Source organism: Bradyrhizobium sp. CW1, from assembly GCF_023100665.1.
GTDB lineage: Bacteria > Pseudomonadota > Alphaproteobacteria > Rhizobiales > Xanthobacteraceae > Bradyrhizobium > Bradyrhizobium canariense_D.
In genome coordinates this window covers 6,298,186-6,315,493 of sequence record NZ_CP064684.1, presented here as the reverse complement: position 1 = coordinate 6,315,493, position 17,308 = coordinate 6,298,186, and the positions used below count along the sequence as shown (strand labels likewise).

14 protein-coding genes and 1 tRNA gene are annotated in these 17,308 nt (G+C 64.0%); 9 read left to right on the top strand and 6 right to left on the bottom strand.

All coding sequences use genetic code 11. From position 1 onward, the window contains the following. Window positions 1–260 precede the first annotated feature (260 nt). Window positions 261–2,051 (top strand): hypothetical protein, encoded by a 1,791-nt coding sequence (locus IVB54_RS30620; protein WP_346658305.1) that lies wholly within the window; start codon window positions 261–263, stop codon window positions 2,049–2,051. 222 nt (window positions 2,052–2,273) lie between these two features. On the opposite strand, the gene IVB54_RS30615 is transcribed toward IVB54_RS30620, so the two are convergent. After that, a tRNA-Ile gene (locus IVB54_RS30615) sits at window positions 2,274–2,349 on the bottom strand. A gap of 380 nt (window positions 2,350–2,729) precedes the next feature. Then, window positions 2,730–3,704: a tripartite tricarboxylate transporter substrate binding protein gene (locus tag IVB54_RS30610; RefSeq protein ID WP_247363728.1), complete on the bottom strand. Its 975-nt coding sequence runs from the start codon at window positions 3,702–3,704 to the stop codon at window positions 2,730–2,732. A gap of 107 nt (window positions 3,705–3,811) precedes the next feature. Here IVB54_RS30610 and IVB54_RS30605 point away from each other — a divergent pair, with 107 nt between their 5' ends. Continuing rightward, window positions 3,812–4,789, top strand: a complete 978-nt coding sequence (locus tag IVB54_RS30605; RefSeq protein WP_247363727.1) for a TAXI family TRAP transporter solute-binding subunit — start codon at window positions 3,812–3,814, stop codon at window positions 4,787–4,789. A gap of 184 nt (window positions 4,790–4,973) precedes the next feature. Here IVB54_RS30605 and IVB54_RS30600 read toward each other — a convergent pair whose 3' ends face one another. Together IVB54_RS30600 and IVB54_RS30595 are read right to left on the bottom strand one after the other, a co-directional pair. Beyond that, a complete protein-coding gene (locus IVB54_RS30600) occupies window positions 4,974–6,203 on the bottom strand; it encodes an ABC transporter substrate-binding protein (protein WP_018456163.1) in 1,230 nt (409 codons plus the stop codon). A gap of 99 nt (window positions 6,204–6,302) precedes the next feature. Continuing rightward, complete coding sequence (locus tag IVB54_RS30595; protein ID WP_018456162.1) at window positions 6,303–7,196, bottom strand: helix-turn-helix transcriptional regulator; 894 nt, start codon at window positions 7,194–7,196, stop codon at window positions 6,303–6,305. A gap of 301 nt (window positions 7,197–7,497) precedes the next feature. On the opposite strand from IVB54_RS30595, the gene IVB54_RS30590 reads away from it, so the two are divergent. The 3 genes from IVB54_RS30590 to IVB54_RS30580 are packed head-to-tail and all read left to right on the top strand — an operon-like array spanning window position 7,498 to window position 11,454. Further along, a complete protein-coding gene (locus IVB54_RS30590) occupies window positions 7,498–8,331 on the top strand; it encodes a substrate-binding domain-containing protein (protein ID WP_247363726.1) in 834 nt (277 codons plus the stop codon). A 54-nt stretch (window positions 8,332–8,385) separates the two neighbouring features. Beyond that, window positions 8,386–9,492, top strand: coding sequence for a molybdopterin-binding protein (locus tag IVB54_RS30585; RefSeq protein WP_247776595.1), 1,107 nt, complete (start codon window positions 8,386–8,388; stop codon window positions 9,490–9,492). A gap of 12 nt (window positions 9,493–9,504) precedes the next feature. After that, a complete protein-coding gene (locus tag IVB54_RS30580; RefSeq protein ID WP_018456159.1) occupies window positions 9,505–11,454 on the top strand; it encodes a molybdopterin biosynthesis protein in 1,950 nt (649 codons plus the stop codon). A 7-nt stretch (window positions 11,455–11,461) separates the two neighbouring features. Here IVB54_RS30580 and mobA read toward each other — a convergent pair whose 3' ends face one another. Both mobA and fdhD read right to left on the bottom strand, forming a co-directional pair. Next, window positions 11,462–12,097 carry a molybdenum cofactor guanylyltransferase MobA gene (mobA, locus tag IVB54_RS30575; protein ID WP_039799641.1) on the bottom strand — a complete coding sequence of 212 codons (636 nt, stop codon included), beginning with the start codon at window positions 12,095–12,097 and terminating at the stop codon, window positions 11,462–11,464. Further along, window positions 12,084–12,974 (bottom strand): formate dehydrogenase accessory sulfurtransferase FdhD, encoded by an 891-nt coding sequence (gene fdhD, locus IVB54_RS30570; RefSeq protein WP_018456157.1) that lies wholly within the window; start codon window positions 12,972–12,974, stop codon window positions 12,084–12,086. The genes mobA and fdhD overlap by 14 nt, the downstream gene beginning before the upstream one ends. A 207-nt stretch (window positions 12,975–13,181) precedes the next feature. Here fdhD and mobB point away from each other — a divergent pair, with 207 nt between their 5' ends. The 4 genes from mobB (at window position 13,182) to IVB54_RS30550 (ending at window position 17,277) form a co-directional block, all read left to right on the top strand. Next, window positions 13,182–13,709: a molybdopterin-guanine dinucleotide biosynthesis protein B gene (gene mobB, locus IVB54_RS30565; RefSeq protein ID WP_085350470.1), complete on the top strand. Its 528-nt coding sequence runs from the start codon at window positions 13,182–13,184 to the stop codon at window positions 13,707–13,709. Between the two features lie 9 nt (window positions 13,710–13,718). Then, window positions 13,719–14,975 carry a gephyrin-like molybdotransferase Glp gene (gene glp, locus IVB54_RS30560; protein ID WP_018456155.1) on the top strand — a complete coding sequence of 419 codons (1,257 nt, stop codon included), beginning with the start codon at window positions 13,719–13,721 and terminating at the stop codon, window positions 14,973–14,975. A gap of 66 nt (window positions 14,976–15,041) precedes the next feature. Then, window positions 15,042–15,305, top strand: coding sequence for a sulfurtransferase TusA family protein (locus tag IVB54_RS30555; RefSeq protein WP_018456154.1), 264 nt, complete (start codon window positions 15,042–15,044; stop codon window positions 15,303–15,305). A 316-nt stretch (window positions 15,306–15,621) separates the two neighbouring features. Next, complete coding sequence (locus IVB54_RS30550) at window positions 15,622–17,277, top strand: OFA family MFS transporter (RefSeq protein WP_018456153.1); 1,656 nt, start codon at window positions 15,622–15,624, stop codon at window positions 17,275–17,277. The last annotated feature ends 31 nt before the right edge of the window (window positions 17,278–17,308 follow it).

Genomic DNA, 17,308 nt, shown 5'->3' with positions numbered 1-17,308 from the left:
AGAGAGGCCGAAGCGGCGCCACACGTCCGCCGCTGGATGCGCTCGCGGACATCGCGTGTCGCAACGGGAGTGTCGTGATATTAATCATGTCTGGCACCAACAAAATCAGGCGGTCCACCGGAAATTTGGTGAGGCGTATTAGGGTGACGGTGCACTAAATTCGTGAGCCATCGAATCCGCGAAAACGGTGGTACTCATGACTGCACTGTCACCTAGATCAGGAACTCGAACGCCTGCTCTGATTTGATCTCCAACTCCTGTTGCTCCTCGCGTCGACGCGCGAAGGACCTTATCCGAACGCCCTCGATATCCTCGACCGGAGCAGAGTGGTTATCATCTCTGGGGCGCCCGGCGTTGGAAAGACGACTCTGGCTAACATGCTGCTTTACAAGCACCTTGAACGCGGTTGGGAGCCGGTGGTGATCCGCCGCGATCTTGCCGAAGGACAGAAACTCTTTCAGCGTGGTAAGTCACAGATTTTTTATTTTGACGATTTTATGGGCGCAACCTTCCTCGGCGATCGCACATCCGGTTTGCTTCGCAACGAAGACCGCGCCATTTCCGACTTCATCGAAATGGTTAGGGCCTCACCGAAGGCCCGCCTGGTGCTAACCACTCGCGAGCACATCTTTGGGCAAGCCGTCGCCGCGTCGGAACGACTCCGTCAAGTCGGCCTCAACGGCCACAAAGTCGTCCTGCAAATTGGAGACTACAGCTTCGCCCAGAAGGCTCAAATCCTGTACAATCACCTCTATTTCAGCGAGCTGCCTGGCGCTTACAAGGATGCTCTATTGCGATCCGACTTTTATCTCGAAGTCGTCCGGCACCCAAAGTTTAATCCGCGTTTGATCGAATGGCTGTCGAGCTTCAGCCGAATTCAGGCTATTTCGCCGGGCGAGTACCGAGATTTTGTTCGCAATTTGCTCAAGGACCCCTCTGAGGTCTGGTTGCATGCCTACGACCATCAACTTAGCGACGCTGGTCGCTCCCTGTTGCTGACACTTTACAGCCTCGGCGGCAAGGCGGAGGGCGTAGTCCTCCAGCCGACCTTCAAAAAGCTCCACGACGCACGTGCAAAGCGGTGGGGCTTCCAACGAAAGCCGGAAGACTGGGCTACCGCGATGGCCGAACTCGCTAACGCGTTCCTCCGGCCGACGGGTGGTAACGCCTTCGAAGTTCTTGATCCCTCGGTCATCGACTTGGTCAACGCAGTCATTCGCAGGGCGCCGGAAAACGCAGTCGACCTAGTCGTTGGCGCCGTAGATTTCAGCCAAATCGAACGAGTCTGGAATATAAGCAAACGTGGCGTCAAAGGGGTTAGAGCAGCCCTCGTCCAAGGCGGCGAATCCATTGCCGCTGCTATACGAAACGCTACATCGAGATCGCATCGGCTGGTCGAATTGCAGAATGGGACCTTCCTGATAGAGTGGACGGAAGAAACGCGCTTCGCCGCAATCGTCCCTCTCGCAGATGCGATGAAGACTAAGGATATGCTAGATCTCGCCAAGTCGCTTGGGGGTGATATGTCCTCAAGTTGGCGCGACCGTGAAATGTCGATCATCGATGGTGTCGAAGCTCTCCGCGCACTTGAGCGCGTCTCGTGGGCACCACTACAATCTCCAACGTTGAAGCACGAGCTAATTGAACAGCTCTTAAAGCAGGCGCAGGTTTCCTGCAGGTCAGTTGAGCTCAGTGAAATTGTCAGCGTGCTCGACCTCGAAGAACCTAGAAGCGCGGCGAACCTAGCTGTGCTACGGGCAGCGTTCGAGAACTCAAGACACGAGATCGCCTCTGATATCGACGAATGCCGCAAAGAGGACGACTTCAACGGCCTTCGAGGTGCCTATGAGCTATTCGCGTCGACCCTTGGCGTGGACGTTAGTCCGGAATTGGAGAGGCTGGAAGAAGTATACGCTGAGTACACGGATTACGAAGAGCAGCGAGCTGACCAGATGATGGACGAGTATCGTGATCGCCAGAGAGAGTCCGGCCATTCCGAGGACAGCGTCCGCGACATGTTCGGTTCGCTCCGAAGCGACAGGGCAGACTAGATTCTCACCACGCGTGGTCGGAAGCCACATCCGGCTCACATGAATAATGTTTCGTCGACGGATGCGTGAAATCGAACCGCAACGCCGCTGTTATGGGCGGCTAGTTCTAACCATAAACGCACTAGTGGAGGCAGGGTACTTGCTCCACCCGTCCAGACATACATGGCGCGGAGTCCAGCCTGGGTGGCGCAAGTCCAAACTTCCATGGCGTCCAACATTTGCTGGTGGGCCCGGCAGGACTCGAACCTGCAACCAGACCGTTATGAGCGGCCGGCTCTAACCATTGAGCTACAGGCCCCGCCGCGAGACGGCCGCGAAAGCTGCGGCCGGCAACGGTGCGCGGTTCGTTTACAGGGACGGAGGCGGGGGTGCAATGCTGGCGCCGGCGGTTGCAAACGTTGGCGCGGCAAGCCTTGGGATTTTTGAATAACCGAAATTGGCGATGATGCCCTTATAGTCCTGTTTTACCCGACGGCGCAAGCCCATCTCGCCGAGCCTTCGTCCCCGCCCTCTGGCAATCGCGCCAGGGGGTTCGGTTTTCGATTCTGTAACCCCTTGTAATGCCAAGATCTTTCTACTGTGCATGGGGTTGTTTTCGCACATTTTGTTGGAGAGGGGTCTTCCGATCCCCTCCGATGTCGCGTTGGCGCGCTGCAGGCGCGCGGCAGTTCCGCAGGCCTAGTCCACCGACACGCCGGCGAACTCCACCACCTTGCGCCACTTCTCGGTCTCGTCGGTGACGAGCTTGCCGAACTCGGCCGGCGTCATCGGCTTGGGGATGCCGCCGGTCTCGGTGAGGCGCGCGACCAGCTTCGGGTCCTTCAGCGCCTCGTTGACGGCCTTGTTGAGGATCTCGATCACGTCGGCCGGCGTGCCCTTCGGCGCGGAGATGCCGTAGAAGCCGACCGATTCGAAGCCGGGCAACGTCTCGGCGATCGCGGGCACATCGGGCACGCTCGGCCAGCGCTGCGGCGAGGTCACGCCGAGCGCGCGGACATTGCCGCCCTTGGCCTGCTCCATCGCGGAGGGGAGGTTGTCGAAGATCAGCTGCACCTTGTTGGAGATGATGTCGGGGAAGGCGATCGCAGATCCCCGATAGGGCACGTGCACCATGTCGCACTTGCTCATCACCTTGAACAGCTCCGCCGACATATGCACCGAGGTGCCGTTGCCGGACGAGGCAAAGGAGATCTTGCCGGGGTTGGCCTTGCAGTAGTCGATGAACTCCTGAACCGTCTTCGCCGGGAACGCGTTGGAGACGACCAGCATGTTGGTGAGCTGCATGATGCTCGCGACCGGCACGGTGTCGCGCAGGAAGTCGAACGGCAGCTTCTTGTAGAGCGAGGTCGAGATCGCGTTGTTGGGCGCGACGAACAGCAGCGTGTAGCCGTCCGGCGGTGAGGCGATCGCGGCAGCGGCCGCGATGTTGCCGCCCGAGCCGGTGCGGTTCTCGACGATGAATTGCTGGCCGAAGCGGTCGGTCAGCCACTGCGCCATGATCCGCGCCACGATGTCGACCGGGCCGCCGGCGGAGAAGCCGATGATCCAGTGCACGGGACGGTCGGGATAAGCGGCGGAGGCGGGAGGTGCGGCGCCCAACAGCGTTGAAAGGAAAACCAGCCCGCAAACACTGTTACGCAAAATTCGCAACATGACGTCTCCCATTGTTCTATTGTCGTTGGGCTGCATGCTTTCACAAAATCGGGGCGCTGCCTACATCGCCGCAAGTCGATGTTGACGCGCCCCCGCCGGGACCGACCATGAGATTCGCTTTTGTTTTCCTGCTCGGCGCGGCGCTGCTTTCAAGCCCCGCCGCCGCTCAAACCGGAGCCAACGCCATTCCGACCAACACACCCAGCCTGACGATCAGCTTGGGCACTGCGACGCCCGGCGGCGGCTTTCCGCTCTATGGCAACGCCTTTGCGCAAGCGATGAACGCAGCCGATCCGCAAACCATCATTGCCCCGCGCAACACCAAGGGCAGCAACGAGAACATCCCGCTGCTGGAGAAGGGCGAGCTCGATCTCGCTCTGGTCGCGGGCGAGCCGGCCTATGAAGCCTTCGCCGGCATCGGCCGTGCGAAGGTCTCGTTGAAGATTCTCACGGCGATCTATTCCAACCCCGGCATGTTCGTGGTGCGCGCGGACAGTCAGTACAAGACCATTCGCGATCTCGTCGGTCAGCCCGTCGCGTTCGGCGCCAAGGGCTCCGGCCTGCCGATCCTGGCGCGCTACGTGCTCGATGGCCTCGGCCTGAAGCAGGACGAGGACTTCAAGGCGATCTATCTCGACCGCGCCGGCGACGGCCCCGCGATGGTCGAGGATGGCCGCGTCGCAGCACTCTGGGGCGCCGGCATCGGCTGGCCCGGTTTCGCGGCGGTGGCCTCGAGCGTATCAGGCGCGCGCTTCATCGCGCCCAGTGCCGAGGAGATCGCGCGCATCCGCGCCAAGCATGCCTTCCTGAAGCCGCTCACCGTCCCGGCCGGCAGCTACCCGAACCAGTCCGAGCCGATCGCCTCGCTCGGCTCCTGGAGCTTTGTGCTGACACGCGAAGATTTGCCTGACGATGTCGCCTATCGCCTGGCGAAGACGCTTCACGGTGTCGAGCCGACCTTCTGCAAGCAGCTCGCGCAAGCCTGCGAGACTACGGCCGCGAACACCGTCGCCGCCGCGCCGAAGCCCGAGCTGATCCATCCCGGCGTGATCAAGTACTTTCGCGAGATCGGGGTGGTGAAGTAGCGCGCTTCCTTCCTTCTCCCCCTGTGGGAGAAGGTGGCGCGAAGCGCCGGATGAGGGGTATCTCTCCGCGAACTCAACAGCGAGTTGGACTCGCGGAGACGACCCCTCACCCGGCTTCGCTTCGCGAATCCACCCTCTCCCGCAAGGGGAGAGGGTGCACCGTCAGCGCGGCGTCGCTACACCCTCACTTCTTCACCATCGCGCACGCCGGGTCCGGCGGACCGAACGCCTTGTCGCCCGAGATCGTGGTGAGGATCTTGTAATAGTCCCACGGATATTTGCTTTCCTCCGGCGTCTTCACCTGCACCAGCCACAGATCGTGCACCATCAGATTGTCTTCGCGTAAGCGGCCATTGCGGGCGAAGAAATCCTCGATCGGCTTTTCCCGCATCTTGGCGGCCACCTTGAGCGGATCGTCGGTGCCGGTGTCCTTGATGGCGTTGAGATAGTGCATCACGCTCGAATAGACGCCGGCCTGCCACATCGACGGCATCTTGTTCATCTTGGCGAAGTAGCGCTTCGACCATTCGCGGGTCTTGTCGTCCAAGTCCCAATAGAACGACGTCGTCAGCAACAGCCCTTGGGCTGCCTGCAGGCCGAGGCCGTGGATGTCGGTGATCAGCGCCAGCAGCGCCGCCATCTGCTGGCCGCCCTTGAACACGCCGAATTCGGAGCCGGTCTTGATCTCGTTCATGTTGTTCGGCGGACCCGCCGCGATGCCGATGATCTTGGCCTTGGAGGCCTGCGCCTGCAGCACGAAGGAGGAGAGGTCGGGCGTCGCCAGCGGCGGCTTCACCGAGCCCAGCACCTTGCCGCCATTGGCGGTCACGACCGCCGAGGCGTCGCGCTCCAGCGAATGGCCGAAGGCATAATCGTCGGTGATGAAGAACCAGCTGTCGCCGCCGCGCTTGACCACCGCGTCCGCGGTGCCGACCGCGAGCGCGCGGGTGTCGAACACCCACTGGATCGCATAAGGCGAGCAGAACTTGCCGTGGAAATCCGCGGTGCCGGTCGAGTGGGTGATGAACAGCCGCTTCTTCTCGTTGGCCATGTTCTGCACCGCGAGCCCGACCGCGGAGACCGGCACGTCGACGATCAGATCGACCTGGTCGACGTCGTACCAGCGCCGCGCGATGGCGCCGCCGATATCGGCCTTGAGCTGGTGGTCGCCGACGACGATGCTGATCGGCTTGCCGAGCACGGTGCCGCCGAAATCGTCGATCGCCATCTGCGCCGCCGTCACCGAACCCTGGCCGGTCGGCGCCGAGGCCGGACCGTTCATGTCGGTGAGCACGCCGATCTTGACGACGTCGTCGGACACCTGCGCCATTGCGGCGCCCGGCAGCAGCGTCGCCGCCAGGAACGTCGCTGCAAAGCCGGCAGCGACCGGCAGTCCAAATCTCGTTGGCTTCATATTTGTCCTCCCCTGATCCGGCGCGTTGGCCGGTGTACCCCCGGGTATGGCCCGGCTGAATTGGTTTCTTTTGCAACTATTTGGGGGCGGGCGTCAACGTCAGGCGGCGAAGCGGATTTGTCCGGCCGGGGAGGGATCGTAGCCGGTCAGCTCCTCGGCGCGCTGGACCAACCGCTTTTCGCCGAGGAACCGGATCAGGCCCTGCATGGCGGGGCGGAAATAGCTGCGCTGCCGCATCGCGAGGTCGAAGTTCTCCCAGACCAGCGGCACGAAATCGAGGCCGGCCGAGCGCGCGGACGCACGCGTCGCGATGCCGCAATCGGCCTGTCCCGCGCGAACGATCTCGGCGAGATCCGGCCCGGTCAGGGCCGGCATCTCGATCCGGCGCAAATCGCGCGTCGAGGCGCCGGCGCGCTTCAGCAGCACATCGAGCAGCATCTGCGCGCCCGTGCCCTGCTGTCGCATCGCCATCCTGGCCCCGAGCGCGAGCACGTCGGAAAGGCCGCGCAGCCGCTTGGGATTGCCCGGCGGCAGCACGAGACCCTGCTCGCGGCGCGCGAACGCGACCAGCAATGCATCATGCAGGTCCGGAGCGTCTCGCAGGACCGTCGCATTGGCCTCGGCCGCAAGATTGCCGTCGGCGTCGACGCTGTGGAAGTGCATTGCCACGGCCATCACCTCGTCGCGCTGTAAGCGCTCGAGCCCGCGTGCGCTGCCCTCGCTCATCGAGCCCAGGCCCGAGACGGATTCGCGCAGACTCCAATCTAGAAGCTCGTCCTGGCTGCCGCCGACGACCGGCGGCGGCTCCGCGATCAGCATGCCGGCCGGGCGCGCCAGTCCGGACAGCACCCAGAGGTCGAGTTCGTGCCGCGGGAAGAGCCATTTTCCGGTCACCTTGGTGCAGGGGATCGCACCGGTGGTGACGAGTTCGTAAAGCTTGCGTTCGCCGAGCCGAAGATAGTCGGCGGCTTCGCTGGTCGTCAGGAATTCCATCCTGCATTCCTATGCAAATTCTTGCTTCTTTTTGACGTTCGACGCAGGTGGAATTCTGCATTTCAAGTTTTGTCCGCCACGACCATGCCCGATCATCTCGCTGCTTTGCAACACATCCCCACGCGCGATCTCTGCCTTGGTGAACGATCCTGAATCGCTCGCGTGGTGCGGATCTTGCGGTCTTCGCGCGCGGCGCATTGCCGGAATTTCCCGACGCTGCGGGCACAATGTGCAAACGCGTCACGAGTGCGGCGCAATCCATCAGCATCATGATCGCGTCATAGCCAGTGGGAACCCGATCATGGCCGTCCGCCGCCTCTCCGTTGCACTCGCGCTTCTCTGCGGCCTCGTCGCCGGCGTTGCAGCGTCATCCGCGGAGGACCGCGCGATCGTGCTCGCCACGACCACAGCGACGCAGGAGTCCGGCCTGCTCGACTATCTGCTGCCGATGTTCCGTGAGAAGACCGGCATCGAGGTGACGGTGATCGCGCGGCGCGCCGACGAGGTGCTCGAGGGGGCACGAAGGGGCGAAGTCGACGTCGTGCTGATGCATGCACGGCCGCAGGAGGAGAAATTCGTTGCCGACGATTTTGCGGTGAAGCGCTTTGACGTGATGTACAACGACTATGTGCTGATCGGGCCGAAGAGCGATCCCGCCGGCGTGAAGGGCAAGGACATCGCGACCGCGCTGAAGGCGATCGAGGCCAAGGGCGCGCCGTTCGTGACGCGCGGCGACCGCTCGGGCACGCATGCCGCGGAGCTCGCGCTCTGGATCGTCGCCGGCATCGACATCGCCCGTACCAAGGGCGCATGGTATCGCGAAGCCAAGCAGGACATGGCCTCAGCCCTTGATGCAGCGCGCACGGCGAACGCCTATGTGCTGTCCGACCGGGGCAGCTGGATCGCTTTTCGGGATCGCGGCGATCTCGACATCGTCGTCGAAGGCGACAAGCGGCTGCTCAATCAGTACGGCGTGATGCTGGTGAACCCCGCGAAGTTTCCGAACGTCAAGAAGGAATTGGGGCAAGACTTCGTCGACTGGCTGATCTCGCCGGACGGGCAGGCGGCGATCGCCGGATACAAGGTCGACGGACAACAACTGTTCTTCCCCAATGCGGACAAGTCGGGCGGCTGACGTTCGTGTCGCCAGCGGTTGCCAAACCGGGCGATGCATGGTCCATCATGGCGCATGACCCAGCGCCTGCCGCCATCGCTGACGCCACTCGACACCGCGCTCGCCGCGTTGCTGAAGGGGCTTGATCCGCTCACGCCGGTGGAGTTGCCGCTGAGCGAAGCGGCCGGCTGCATCGCCGCGGGCAATCCGCTGCTCGCGCCTCGACCATCCTGTGACGTCGCTGCCGCGGACGGCTGGGCGTTATGCGCCAATGATCTGGTCGGCGCGTCCTCCTATTCACCGCTGCCGCTGCCGACAGCGCCCGCCTGGGTCGATGCCGGCGACGCGATGCCAGCGGGATGCGACTGTGTGCTCGATGCCGATTCAGTCGAGGTGTCTGGTCCGCTCGCCCAGGTGTTGGCGGAGGGCGTGCCGGGGCAGGGCGTCAGGCGCGCAGGAAGCGACATCGACGGACGAACGCCTGCCGCCGCAGAGGGGTATCCGGTCGGTCCTGCCGCTCTTTTGCTCGCGCGCGCCGCCGGGCTGGACCGGCTGAGCGTGCGCCGTCCGCGGCTGCGCATTGTCAATGTATCAGGTGCAACGCTGACCATGCATTTGATCGCGGACATTGCTCGCGCCGCTGGACTGGATGTGCAGACGAGCGAGGCCGGCGCGCGAGACGCGGGATCGATCGCGGAGACGTTGGGGACGCCTACCTGCGATCTCCTGCTGACGATCGGCGGCAGCGGCGTCGGTCGCAAGGATGCCGCGGTCACGGCGCTGGCCCAGGGTGGTGACGTGATTGCCCATGGTCTTGCGCTCCAGCCCGGACGCACCGCCGCGATCGGGCGGCTGGGAACCATTCCTGTCGTCGGCTTGCCCGGATCGCCGGACCATGCGCTCGCGGTCTGGCTCGCGCTCGTGCTGCCGCTCGTCGACCTTCTGTCGGCGCGGCAGCCGCGCCGACAGATAGTCTTGCCGCTCGCGCGAAAGATTGCATCCAGCGTCGGCATCGCCGAAATGGTCCTGCTGGCCGAGGAACATCATGCGTGGGTGCCGCTTGCGGTAGGAGAATGGCCGCTCCAGGCAATGGCCCGTGCCGATGCATGGCTGCTTGTTCCCGCCGGCCACGAGGGATTTGCAGTGGGCGCGCCGGTCGATGCCTATCTGATGCGGGAATGATATGGGTTTAGCATGACCATGATCCCGCAATCGCAAGTCCGCAGCGCACTCGAACAGGAACAGTTCCTGAAAATCGTTTCCCGCGAGGAGGCCCTGGCACGCTTCGAGGCTGCGCTGTTCCCTCGCGCGATCCCAAGCGAAAGACGCAAGCTCGCAGCAGCGCTCGGCGCGTCGCTTGCTGAAGACATCACTGCGCCAATCGACGTGCCACCGTTCGACCGTTCCAACGTCGACGGCTTCGCGGTGCGCTCAGCGGACCTTGCGACAGCCGGCGAAGGTGCGCAAGTTCGCCTCGGGCTGAATGGCGAGACTATTCACTGCGGCACCGTACCCGCGCTGCAAGTGGCGGCGGGAACGGCAACGCCGATTGCCACCGGCGGTCCGCTGCCGCGCGGTGCCGATGCCGTGGTCATGGTCGAGCATACCCAGCCGGCGGGATCGGCCACCATCGACGTCCGTCGCGCCGCCTCGCCCGGGCAATTCATATCCTACGCAGGATCCGATATCGCGCGCGGCGAGGCGCTGCTGCGCGCCGGCACGATCGTGGGCTCGCGCGAGGTGGGCATGCTGGCGGCTTGCGGTCTTGCCGAGGTGAGCGTCGTGCGCAAACCTCGTGTGGCCGTGATCTCCACCGGCGACGAACTGGTTCAGCCCGGCGAGGTGCTCGCGCCTGCTGCGATTTACGATACCAACGGCGCGATCGTCACTGCTGCGATCGACGAGAACGGCGGAGAGGCGGTTTTCCTCGGCGCCATTCCCGACGACGAAGCTCAGCTCGAAGCCGCCATGCGGCGTGCGCTGGCGGACGCCGACATGCTAGTGCTCTCCGGCGGCACGTCGAAAGGCGCGGGCGATCTGTCTCATCGCATCATCGGCCGGCTCGGCCAGCCCGGCATCATTGCGCATGGCATTGCGCTCAAGCCCGGCAAGCCGCTGTGTCTTGCGGTGTGCGACGGCAAGCCGGTGGTGATCCTGCCGGGTTTTCCGACCTCGGCGATGTTCACCTTTCACGACATGATCGTACCGGTGCTGCGCAAAATGGCCGGACTGCCGCCGCGCTCCGATGCCAAGGTGAGCGCGACCGTGCCGGTGCGCATTGCTTCCGAGCTCGGCCGCACCGAATTCGTCATGGTCTCGCTGGTCGAAGGCAAGGACGGCTTGATCGCTTATCCCTCCGGCAAGGGGTCCGGTGCGATCACGTCGTTCGCGCAGGCCGACGGTTTTCTGCGCATCGACGCACTCGCCGACCAGATGCCGGCCGGGACCGAAGCCGAGGTGACGCTGTTCACGCCGCATGTGCGGGTGCCCGATCTCGTCATCGTCGGCAGTCATTGCGCCGGCCTCGATCTCGTCACGGCGCAACTCGCGCATGCCGGGCTGACCGTGCGCTCGATCGCGGTCGGCAGTCTCGGTGGACTTGCGGCGGCGCGGCGCGGCGAATGCGATCTGGCGCCGATCCATCTGTTCGACGACAAGAGCGAGACCTACAATGCGCCTTACCTCGTCGAAGGTCTCGAACTCGTGCCGGGCTGGCGACGGATGCAGGGCATCGTGTTCCGCAAGGGCGACAAGCGTTTCGAAGGCCACAGCGCGAAGGACGCCGTCGTCGCGGCGCTCGCTGATCCCTCCTGCATCATGGTCAACCGCAACCAGGGCGCCGGCACGCGCATCCTGATCGACCGGTTGCTCGGTGGTGCGCGCCCGGAAGGCTACTGGAACCAGCCACGCTCGCACAACGCGGTGGCCGCGGCGGTCGCGCAGCATCGCGCCGACTGGGGCATGACCATTGCGCCGGTCGCCAAGGCGGTCGGCCTCGGTTTCATTCCGCTCGCGGAGGAGCATTATGACTTCGCGTTGGTGACGGCGCGGAAGCAGCGTCCGGCGGTGCGGGCCTTTCTCGATGCGCTCGGCTCGGACGAAGCGCGTGCCGCGCTGGAGCGGGCCGGATTCCGGCCGGCGTAGAGCTTGGTTAGGACGCCGCATCCAGTGCGGCGAGCCGCTCGGCTTCCGCGATATCCTCGACCGTATTGGCATTGAAGAACGGATCGAGCGGTTCGCTCGGCCACGTCACGGTCGCGAGCGGATAACGCGCGGTCCAGCGGTCGATCTTGCGGAGATCCTCGACCACCAGCGCGTGACGCAGTTCGTCTCGCAAGCCAACGCGCCACAAGCCTATCACCGGATGCGACTGGCCGCCCGACGCCGCAACGGCGAGCTCGGCATTCGCCGCGATGCGTTCGTCATGCAAGCGCGCGACCAGATGGCGCGGCAGGAATGGACAGTCGCCGGCGGCACTGAGCACCCATTCCACCTCAGGCCGGTTCGCCGCGGTCCAGTCGAGCGCGGCAAGGATGCCGGCGAGTGGACCGGGAAAGCCGGGCACGTCGTCGGCGACGACCTGCAAACCGAACGCGGCGAAGCGGGCGGGATCGCCGTTGGCATTGAGGATCAGCCCGCTGCATTGGGGTGATAGGCGCGCGATCACGCGTTCCAGAATGGTGCGGCCGCCAATAGTGCGCATCGGCTTGTCGCCGCCGCCCATGCGCCGCGCGAGGCCGCCGGCGAGCAGCACGCCTTGCGTGGTCGGACAGCTAATCGTCACCACCTTCACCCTTGCGCTTGTGCTTGGCCGATTCCTCCTCGACATAAGCGAGGTTCTGGTCGTAGACGATGCGCTCTTCCCCCGACAACGCGATGAAGCGTTTGCCGCGCGCGCGGCCGACCAGCGTCAAGCCCACCTGCCGGGCGAGATCGACGCCCCAGGCGGTGAAGCCGGAGCGCGACACCAGGATCGGAATTCCCATGCGGACCGTCTTGATCACCATCTCAGAGGTGAGCCGTCCCGTGGTATAGAGGATCTTGTCGGATGCATCGACGCCGTGGCGGTACATCCAGCCCGCGATCTTGTCGACGGCGTTGTGACGGCCGACATCCTCGGTGTAGCAGAGCGGCTCCCCCTCCCTGCACAGCACGCAGCCGTGGATCGCACCGGCCTCCAGATAGAGCGAGGGCATGGTGTTGATGGTCTGCGTCATCTGGTACAGCCAGGAGGTCCGCAGCTCCGCCTTCGGCAACGCCACGCTCTCGACCGCCTCCAGCAGATCGCCGAAGGCGGTGCCCTGCGCGCAGCCCGATGTCTGCGTGCGCTTCTTCAGCTTGGCTTCGAAATTGGTGTGATGCTCGGTGCGCACCACCACCACCTGGAGGTCGTCGTCGTATTCGACCTCGGTGACCGCGTCATTATACTTCAGCATGTTCTGGTTGAGCAAATAGCCCAGCGCCAGATATTCCGGATAGTCGCCGATCGTCATCATGGTGACGATCTCCTGCGAATTCAGGTAGAGCGTCAGCGGGCGCTCCACCGGCACCTTGATCTCGATTCTGGCGCCGGACTGGTCGGTCCCGGTCACGCTCTCGGTGAGGCGCGGGTCGTCGGTATCAGGGACGATCAGGGGCACTGGGGCTTTGTCGATCTTCATCATGGCCGCGACGTTAGCATGACATTCGGGTCAAGCCGATATAAGCATGCTAGCGAAAGAACGAAATGCCGCCTTTTCGTCATTGCGAGCGAAGCGAAGCAATCCGGGCTGCCGCTGTGGATCCATTCCTAGATGCTTCGCTGCGCTCGCAATGACGGAGGAGAGAGTGGTTCCATCAGGGACCTGGTCGCTCGCGGAGACGGAGCTGGAATGAAAGTCATCGGCCTTGCGGGCTGGAGCGGTGCGGGCAAGACCACGCTGTTGACGCGGCTGATCCCGCATTTCAATGCGCTTGGCTTGCGCGTCTCGGTCATCAAGCATGCGCATCACCAGTTCGACGTCGACGTTCCCGGCAAGGACTCCTGGCGCCATCGTGAGGCCGGCGCGGCCGAGGTGCTGGTTGCTTCGTCAAATCGCTGGGCGCTGATGCACGAATTGCGCGGGGCGGCGGAGCCGCGACTGCCGGAACTGTTGAGCAAATTGTCAGCCGTCGACCTCGTCGTGGTCGAGGGTTTCAAGCGCGAGCCGCATCGCAAGATCGAGGTGCATCGCGCGGCCAACGACAAGCCGTTGCTGTTTCCCGATGATCCCGGAATTTACGGGATCGCGGCCGATGTCGCCATTGAAACGCGACTGCCGACCGTCCATCTCGACGATATCGCCGCTGCCGCGGAATTGCTGCTGCGCGCGGCGATGCCGGTCGAGGAAGCGGTCGCGAAAAGCGCTGCGATGCGCTGACGAGGCACCATGGCGCAATTGTCGGACGATTGTTTTGCCTTCGGCGGACCGATGATGTCGGTCGACGAGGCGGTTGGCCTGATCACGACGCGCGTCAACGCGATTGTCGATCTCGAAACCGTGAGGCTCATCGATGCTGATGGGCGGGTGCTGGCCCGCGATATCGCGGCGCCGCTGCCGTTGCCCCCCTTCACCAATTCCGCTGTTGACGGCTACGTCGTGCGCAACGCCGATCTTCCGGACAGCGCCGAGCGGGCACTCCCGCTCGACGGCCGCATCCAGGCCGGCGGTCTGGCACTAGCGCCGATCAAGGCCGGCCACACCGCGCGCATCTTCACCGGCGCGCCGATGCCGCCGGATGCCGAAACCGTCTTCATGCAGGAAGACGTCCGCGTCGATGACGCCGGCCGAATTGTGCTGCCGCCGGGGCTGAAGCCGGGCGCGAATGTCCGCCCTGCGGGAGAGGACATCCCCCAGGGCCACATCGCGCTGCGCGCAGGCCAGCGCTTGCTGCCGCAACATGTCGCGCTCGCGGCGGCGTTCGGCCTGGTCGGGCTCGACGTCGTCAGGCGCATCCGTGTCGCGGTGTTCTCGACCGGTGACGAATTGACTTCGCCCGGCGAGCCGCGCGCGGCCTCGCAGCTGTTCGACTCCAACCGCTTCATGCTGATGGCGATGCTGCGCCGGCTCGGCTGCGAGGTCAGCGATCTCGGCATTTTGCGCGACGAACGTACCTCGCTTGCGAATGGCCTCAAGCAAGTCGCAGGCACGCACGATCTGATCCTCACCACCGGCGGCGTCTCGACCGGAGAGGAGGACCACGTCAAGGCCGCGGTCGAAAGCATCGGCTCGCTGGTGTTGTGGCGGATGGCGATCAAGCCGGGACGGCCCGTGGCGATGGGCATCATCGAGGGCACGCCGCTGATCGGATTGCCGGGCAATCCCGTCGCGAGTTTCGTCACCTTCGTGCATGTGGTGCGGCCGACGGTGCTCGCGCTTGCGGGGAGCCTGCCGGCGCCGCTGTTGCCGATCCCGGTGCGCGCGGCATTCACCTACAAGAAGAAGGCGGGCCGACGCGAATATGTTCGCGCCTCCTTGCGGCGCACGCAGGACGGCGCATTCGAGGCAATCAAGTTTCCACGCGAGGGGGCTGGGCTGTTGTCCTCTCTGATCGACACCGACGGCCTCATCGAGCTCGATGAGGAGGTCACGCGTGTCGAGCCGGGGCAGAGCGTGGGTTTCCTGTCCTATGCCGATTTGCTCTGAGTCTGAACGTGATGCTGGTGCTGGCTCGGCGTTGACGCCATCGGTCGCTCCCGCCATGTTGCGCCGATGACCAGAACGACGCTCGATCTCACCGGACTGAAATGCCCGCTGCCCGCCCTGAAGACGCGCAAAGCGCTGAAGCCGTTGCATCCGGGGGATCAGCTCGAAGTGTACTGCACCGATCCGCTGTCGGTGATTGACATTCCGAACCTGATCCGGGAGACCGGCGACACGGTGGAGATCACCGAGCGCAACGACGCGCGCATCGTGTTCTTGATTGAGAAGGCCGATCGATCGATAGAAAATATCAATGGTGCGCCGCCCACTTAGCTCGCGGTCACTCGGTTGATACCTACCTTTTGTCTATCGACATCGATCATCACTTCTGCCCCAATTGACGTCCTCCGCCGAGACGCGGAGGTCGAGTCGTGCCTGCGATATGCGGAGCAAATGGGCCGTCGAAAGAAGCCCGGCCGTGGCGTCGGGCATAGTCCCCACGGTTAGGGGTTTAACGTCTCGGATGCGCGTGACGATCCTGGCGCGCGTCGATCATTGTGGAGCAGCAGGGACAAAGGCTGCGCTGCAGGCTGAGGAACAGGACCGTCGTGGCAGGCCGTTCAGAAGGGCGGCTTTAGGGGAGGAATGCATGTCTACCATCGAGAGCGCTGGAACACTTTCGGGTGCCGGCGCAGGTTTTCTGGATCGCGAGCGGACCATCGCGACCGCCGGGTTCAATCGCTGGCTGGTGCCGCCGGCTGCGCTGTGCATCCATCTCTGTATCGGCATGGCCTACGGCTTCTCGGTGTTCTGGTTGCCGCTGTCGCGCGCGATCGGAGTTACCGCGCCGAAGGCGTGCGCGGACATGTCACTGTTTCAGGAGCTGTTCACGACCAGCTGCGACTGGAAGGTCGCCAGCATGGGGTGGATGTACACGCTCTTTTTCGTGCTGCTCGGTATCGCGGCTGCGGTCTGGGGCGGCTGGCTGGAGCGCGTAGGCCCGCGCAAGGCCGGCTTCGTCTCGGCCTTGTGCTGGTGCGGCGGCCTCTTCCTCGGTGCGATCGGGGTATACACCCATCAGCTCTGGCTGTTGTGGCTGGGTTCGGGCGTGATCGGCGGCATCGGTCTCGGTCTTGGCTATATCTCGCCGGTCTCGACGCTCGTGAAGTGGTTCCCGGACCGTCGCGGCATGGCGACCGGCATGGCCATCATGGGTTTCGGCGGCGGCGCCATGATCGGCGCGCCGCTGGCTAACCTCTTGATGAACTACTTCAAGACCCCGACCTCGGTCGGCGTCTGGGAGACCTTCGTCACGATGGGCGTCATCTACTTCGTGTTCATGATGATCGGCGCGTTCCGCTATCGCTTGCCGCCGCCCGGCTGGCAGCCCGAGGGCTGGACCGCGCCGTCGAAGGCCAACGCGATGATCTCGAAGGCCAACGTCCATCTCAACGACGCGCACAAGACGCCGCAATTCTGGCTGATCTGGTGGGTGCTGTGCCTGAACGTGTCGGCCGGCATCGGTGTGATCGGCATGGCATCGCCGATGCTACAGGAGATCTTCGCCGGCAAGCTGATCGGCCTGCCGGAGGTGGGCTTCAACGCGCTCGATGCGGGACAGAAGGCGCAGATCGCCGCGATCGCCGCGGGCTTCGCCGGATTGCTGTCGCTGTTCAACATCGGCGGCCGCTTCTTCTGGGCATCGCTGTCGGACAAGATCGGGCGCAAGAACACCTACTATACGTTCTTCATCCTCGGCATCGTGCTCTACGCGCTGGCGCCGACCTTTGCCGCGATGGGTTCGAAGCTCCTGTTCGTGCTTGGCTTCGGCATCATCCTGTCGATGTATGGCGGCGGCTTCGCCACCGTGCCGGCCTACCTCGCCGACATGTTCGGAACCCAGTTCGTCGGCGCCATCCATGGCCGGCTGCTGACGGCGTGGTCCACCGCAGGCATCATCGGTCCCGTCGTCGTCAACTACATCCGCGAGTTCCAGCTCGCGGCAGGCGTGCCGCGCGATCAGCTCTACAACACGACTATGTACATCCTCTGTGCGATGCTGATTGCGGGCTTGATCTGCAACTATCTGATCAAGCCGGTCGATTCGAAGTGGCACATGAAGGACGCCGATGTCGCCAAGTTGCAGGCTGCAAGCGCCAGCGCCGCCGCCGCGGGGCCGCACGGCTCCTACGGCATCGGATTTGGCGGGCTTGACGCCAAGGCGGCGCTGTTCTGGGCGTTCGTCGGCGTCCCCCTGCTTTGGGGTGTTTGGAAGACATTGGAGAGCGCGGTCAAGATCTTCTGACCGTCGTCGAGACAGAAGCGGGATGCTCATC

What these genes read in the sequence shown, in the direction of transcription:
- IVB54_RS30550 (WP_018456153.1), top strand. Translation starts at nt 15,622, where the DNA reads ATGTCTACCATCGAGAGCGCTGGAACACTTTCGGGTGCCGGCGCAGGT.
- IVB54_RS30600 (WP_018456163.1), bottom strand. Translation starts at nt 6,203, where the DNA reads ATGAAGCCAACGAGATTTGGACTGCCGGTCGCTGCCGGCTTTGCAGCG.
- mobB (WP_085350470.1), top strand. Translation starts at nt 13,182, where the DNA reads ATGAAAGTCATCGGCCTTGCGGGCTGGAGCGGTGCGGGCAAGACCACG.
- IVB54_RS30555 (WP_018456154.1), top strand. Translation starts at nt 15,042, where the DNA reads ATGACCAGAACGACGCTCGATCTCACCGGACTGAAATGCCCGCTGCCC.
- IVB54_RS30590 (WP_247363726.1), top strand. Translation starts at nt 7,498, where the DNA reads ATGGCCGTCCGCCGCCTCTCCGTTGCACTCGCGCTTCTCTGCGGCCTC.
- IVB54_RS30605 (WP_247363727.1), top strand. Translation starts at nt 3,812, where the DNA reads ATGAGATTCGCTTTTGTTTTCCTGCTCGGCGCGGCGCTGCTTTCAAGC.
- IVB54_RS30580 (WP_018456159.1), top strand. Translation starts at nt 9,505, where the DNA reads ATGACCATGATCCCGCAATCGCAAGTCCGCAGCGCACTCGAACAGGAA.
- fdhD (WP_018456157.1), bottom strand. Translation starts at nt 12,974, where the DNA reads ATGATGAAGATCGACAAAGCCCCAGTGCCCCTGATCGTCCCTGATACC.
- IVB54_RS30595 (WP_018456162.1), bottom strand. Translation starts at nt 7,196, where the DNA reads ATGGAATTCCTGACGACCAGCGAAGCCGCCGACTATCTTCGGCTCGGC.
- IVB54_RS30585 (WP_247776595.1), top strand. Translation starts at nt 8,386, where the DNA reads ATGACCCAGCGCCTGCCGCCATCGCTGACGCCACTCGACACCGCGCTC.
- IVB54_RS30610 (WP_247363728.1), bottom strand. Translation starts at nt 3,704, where the DNA reads ATGTTGCGAATTTTGCGTAACAGTGTTTGCGGGCTGGTTTTCCTTTCA.
- glp (WP_018456155.1), top strand. Translation starts at nt 13,719, where the DNA reads ATGGCGCAATTGTCGGACGATTGTTTTGCCTTCGGCGGACCGATGATG.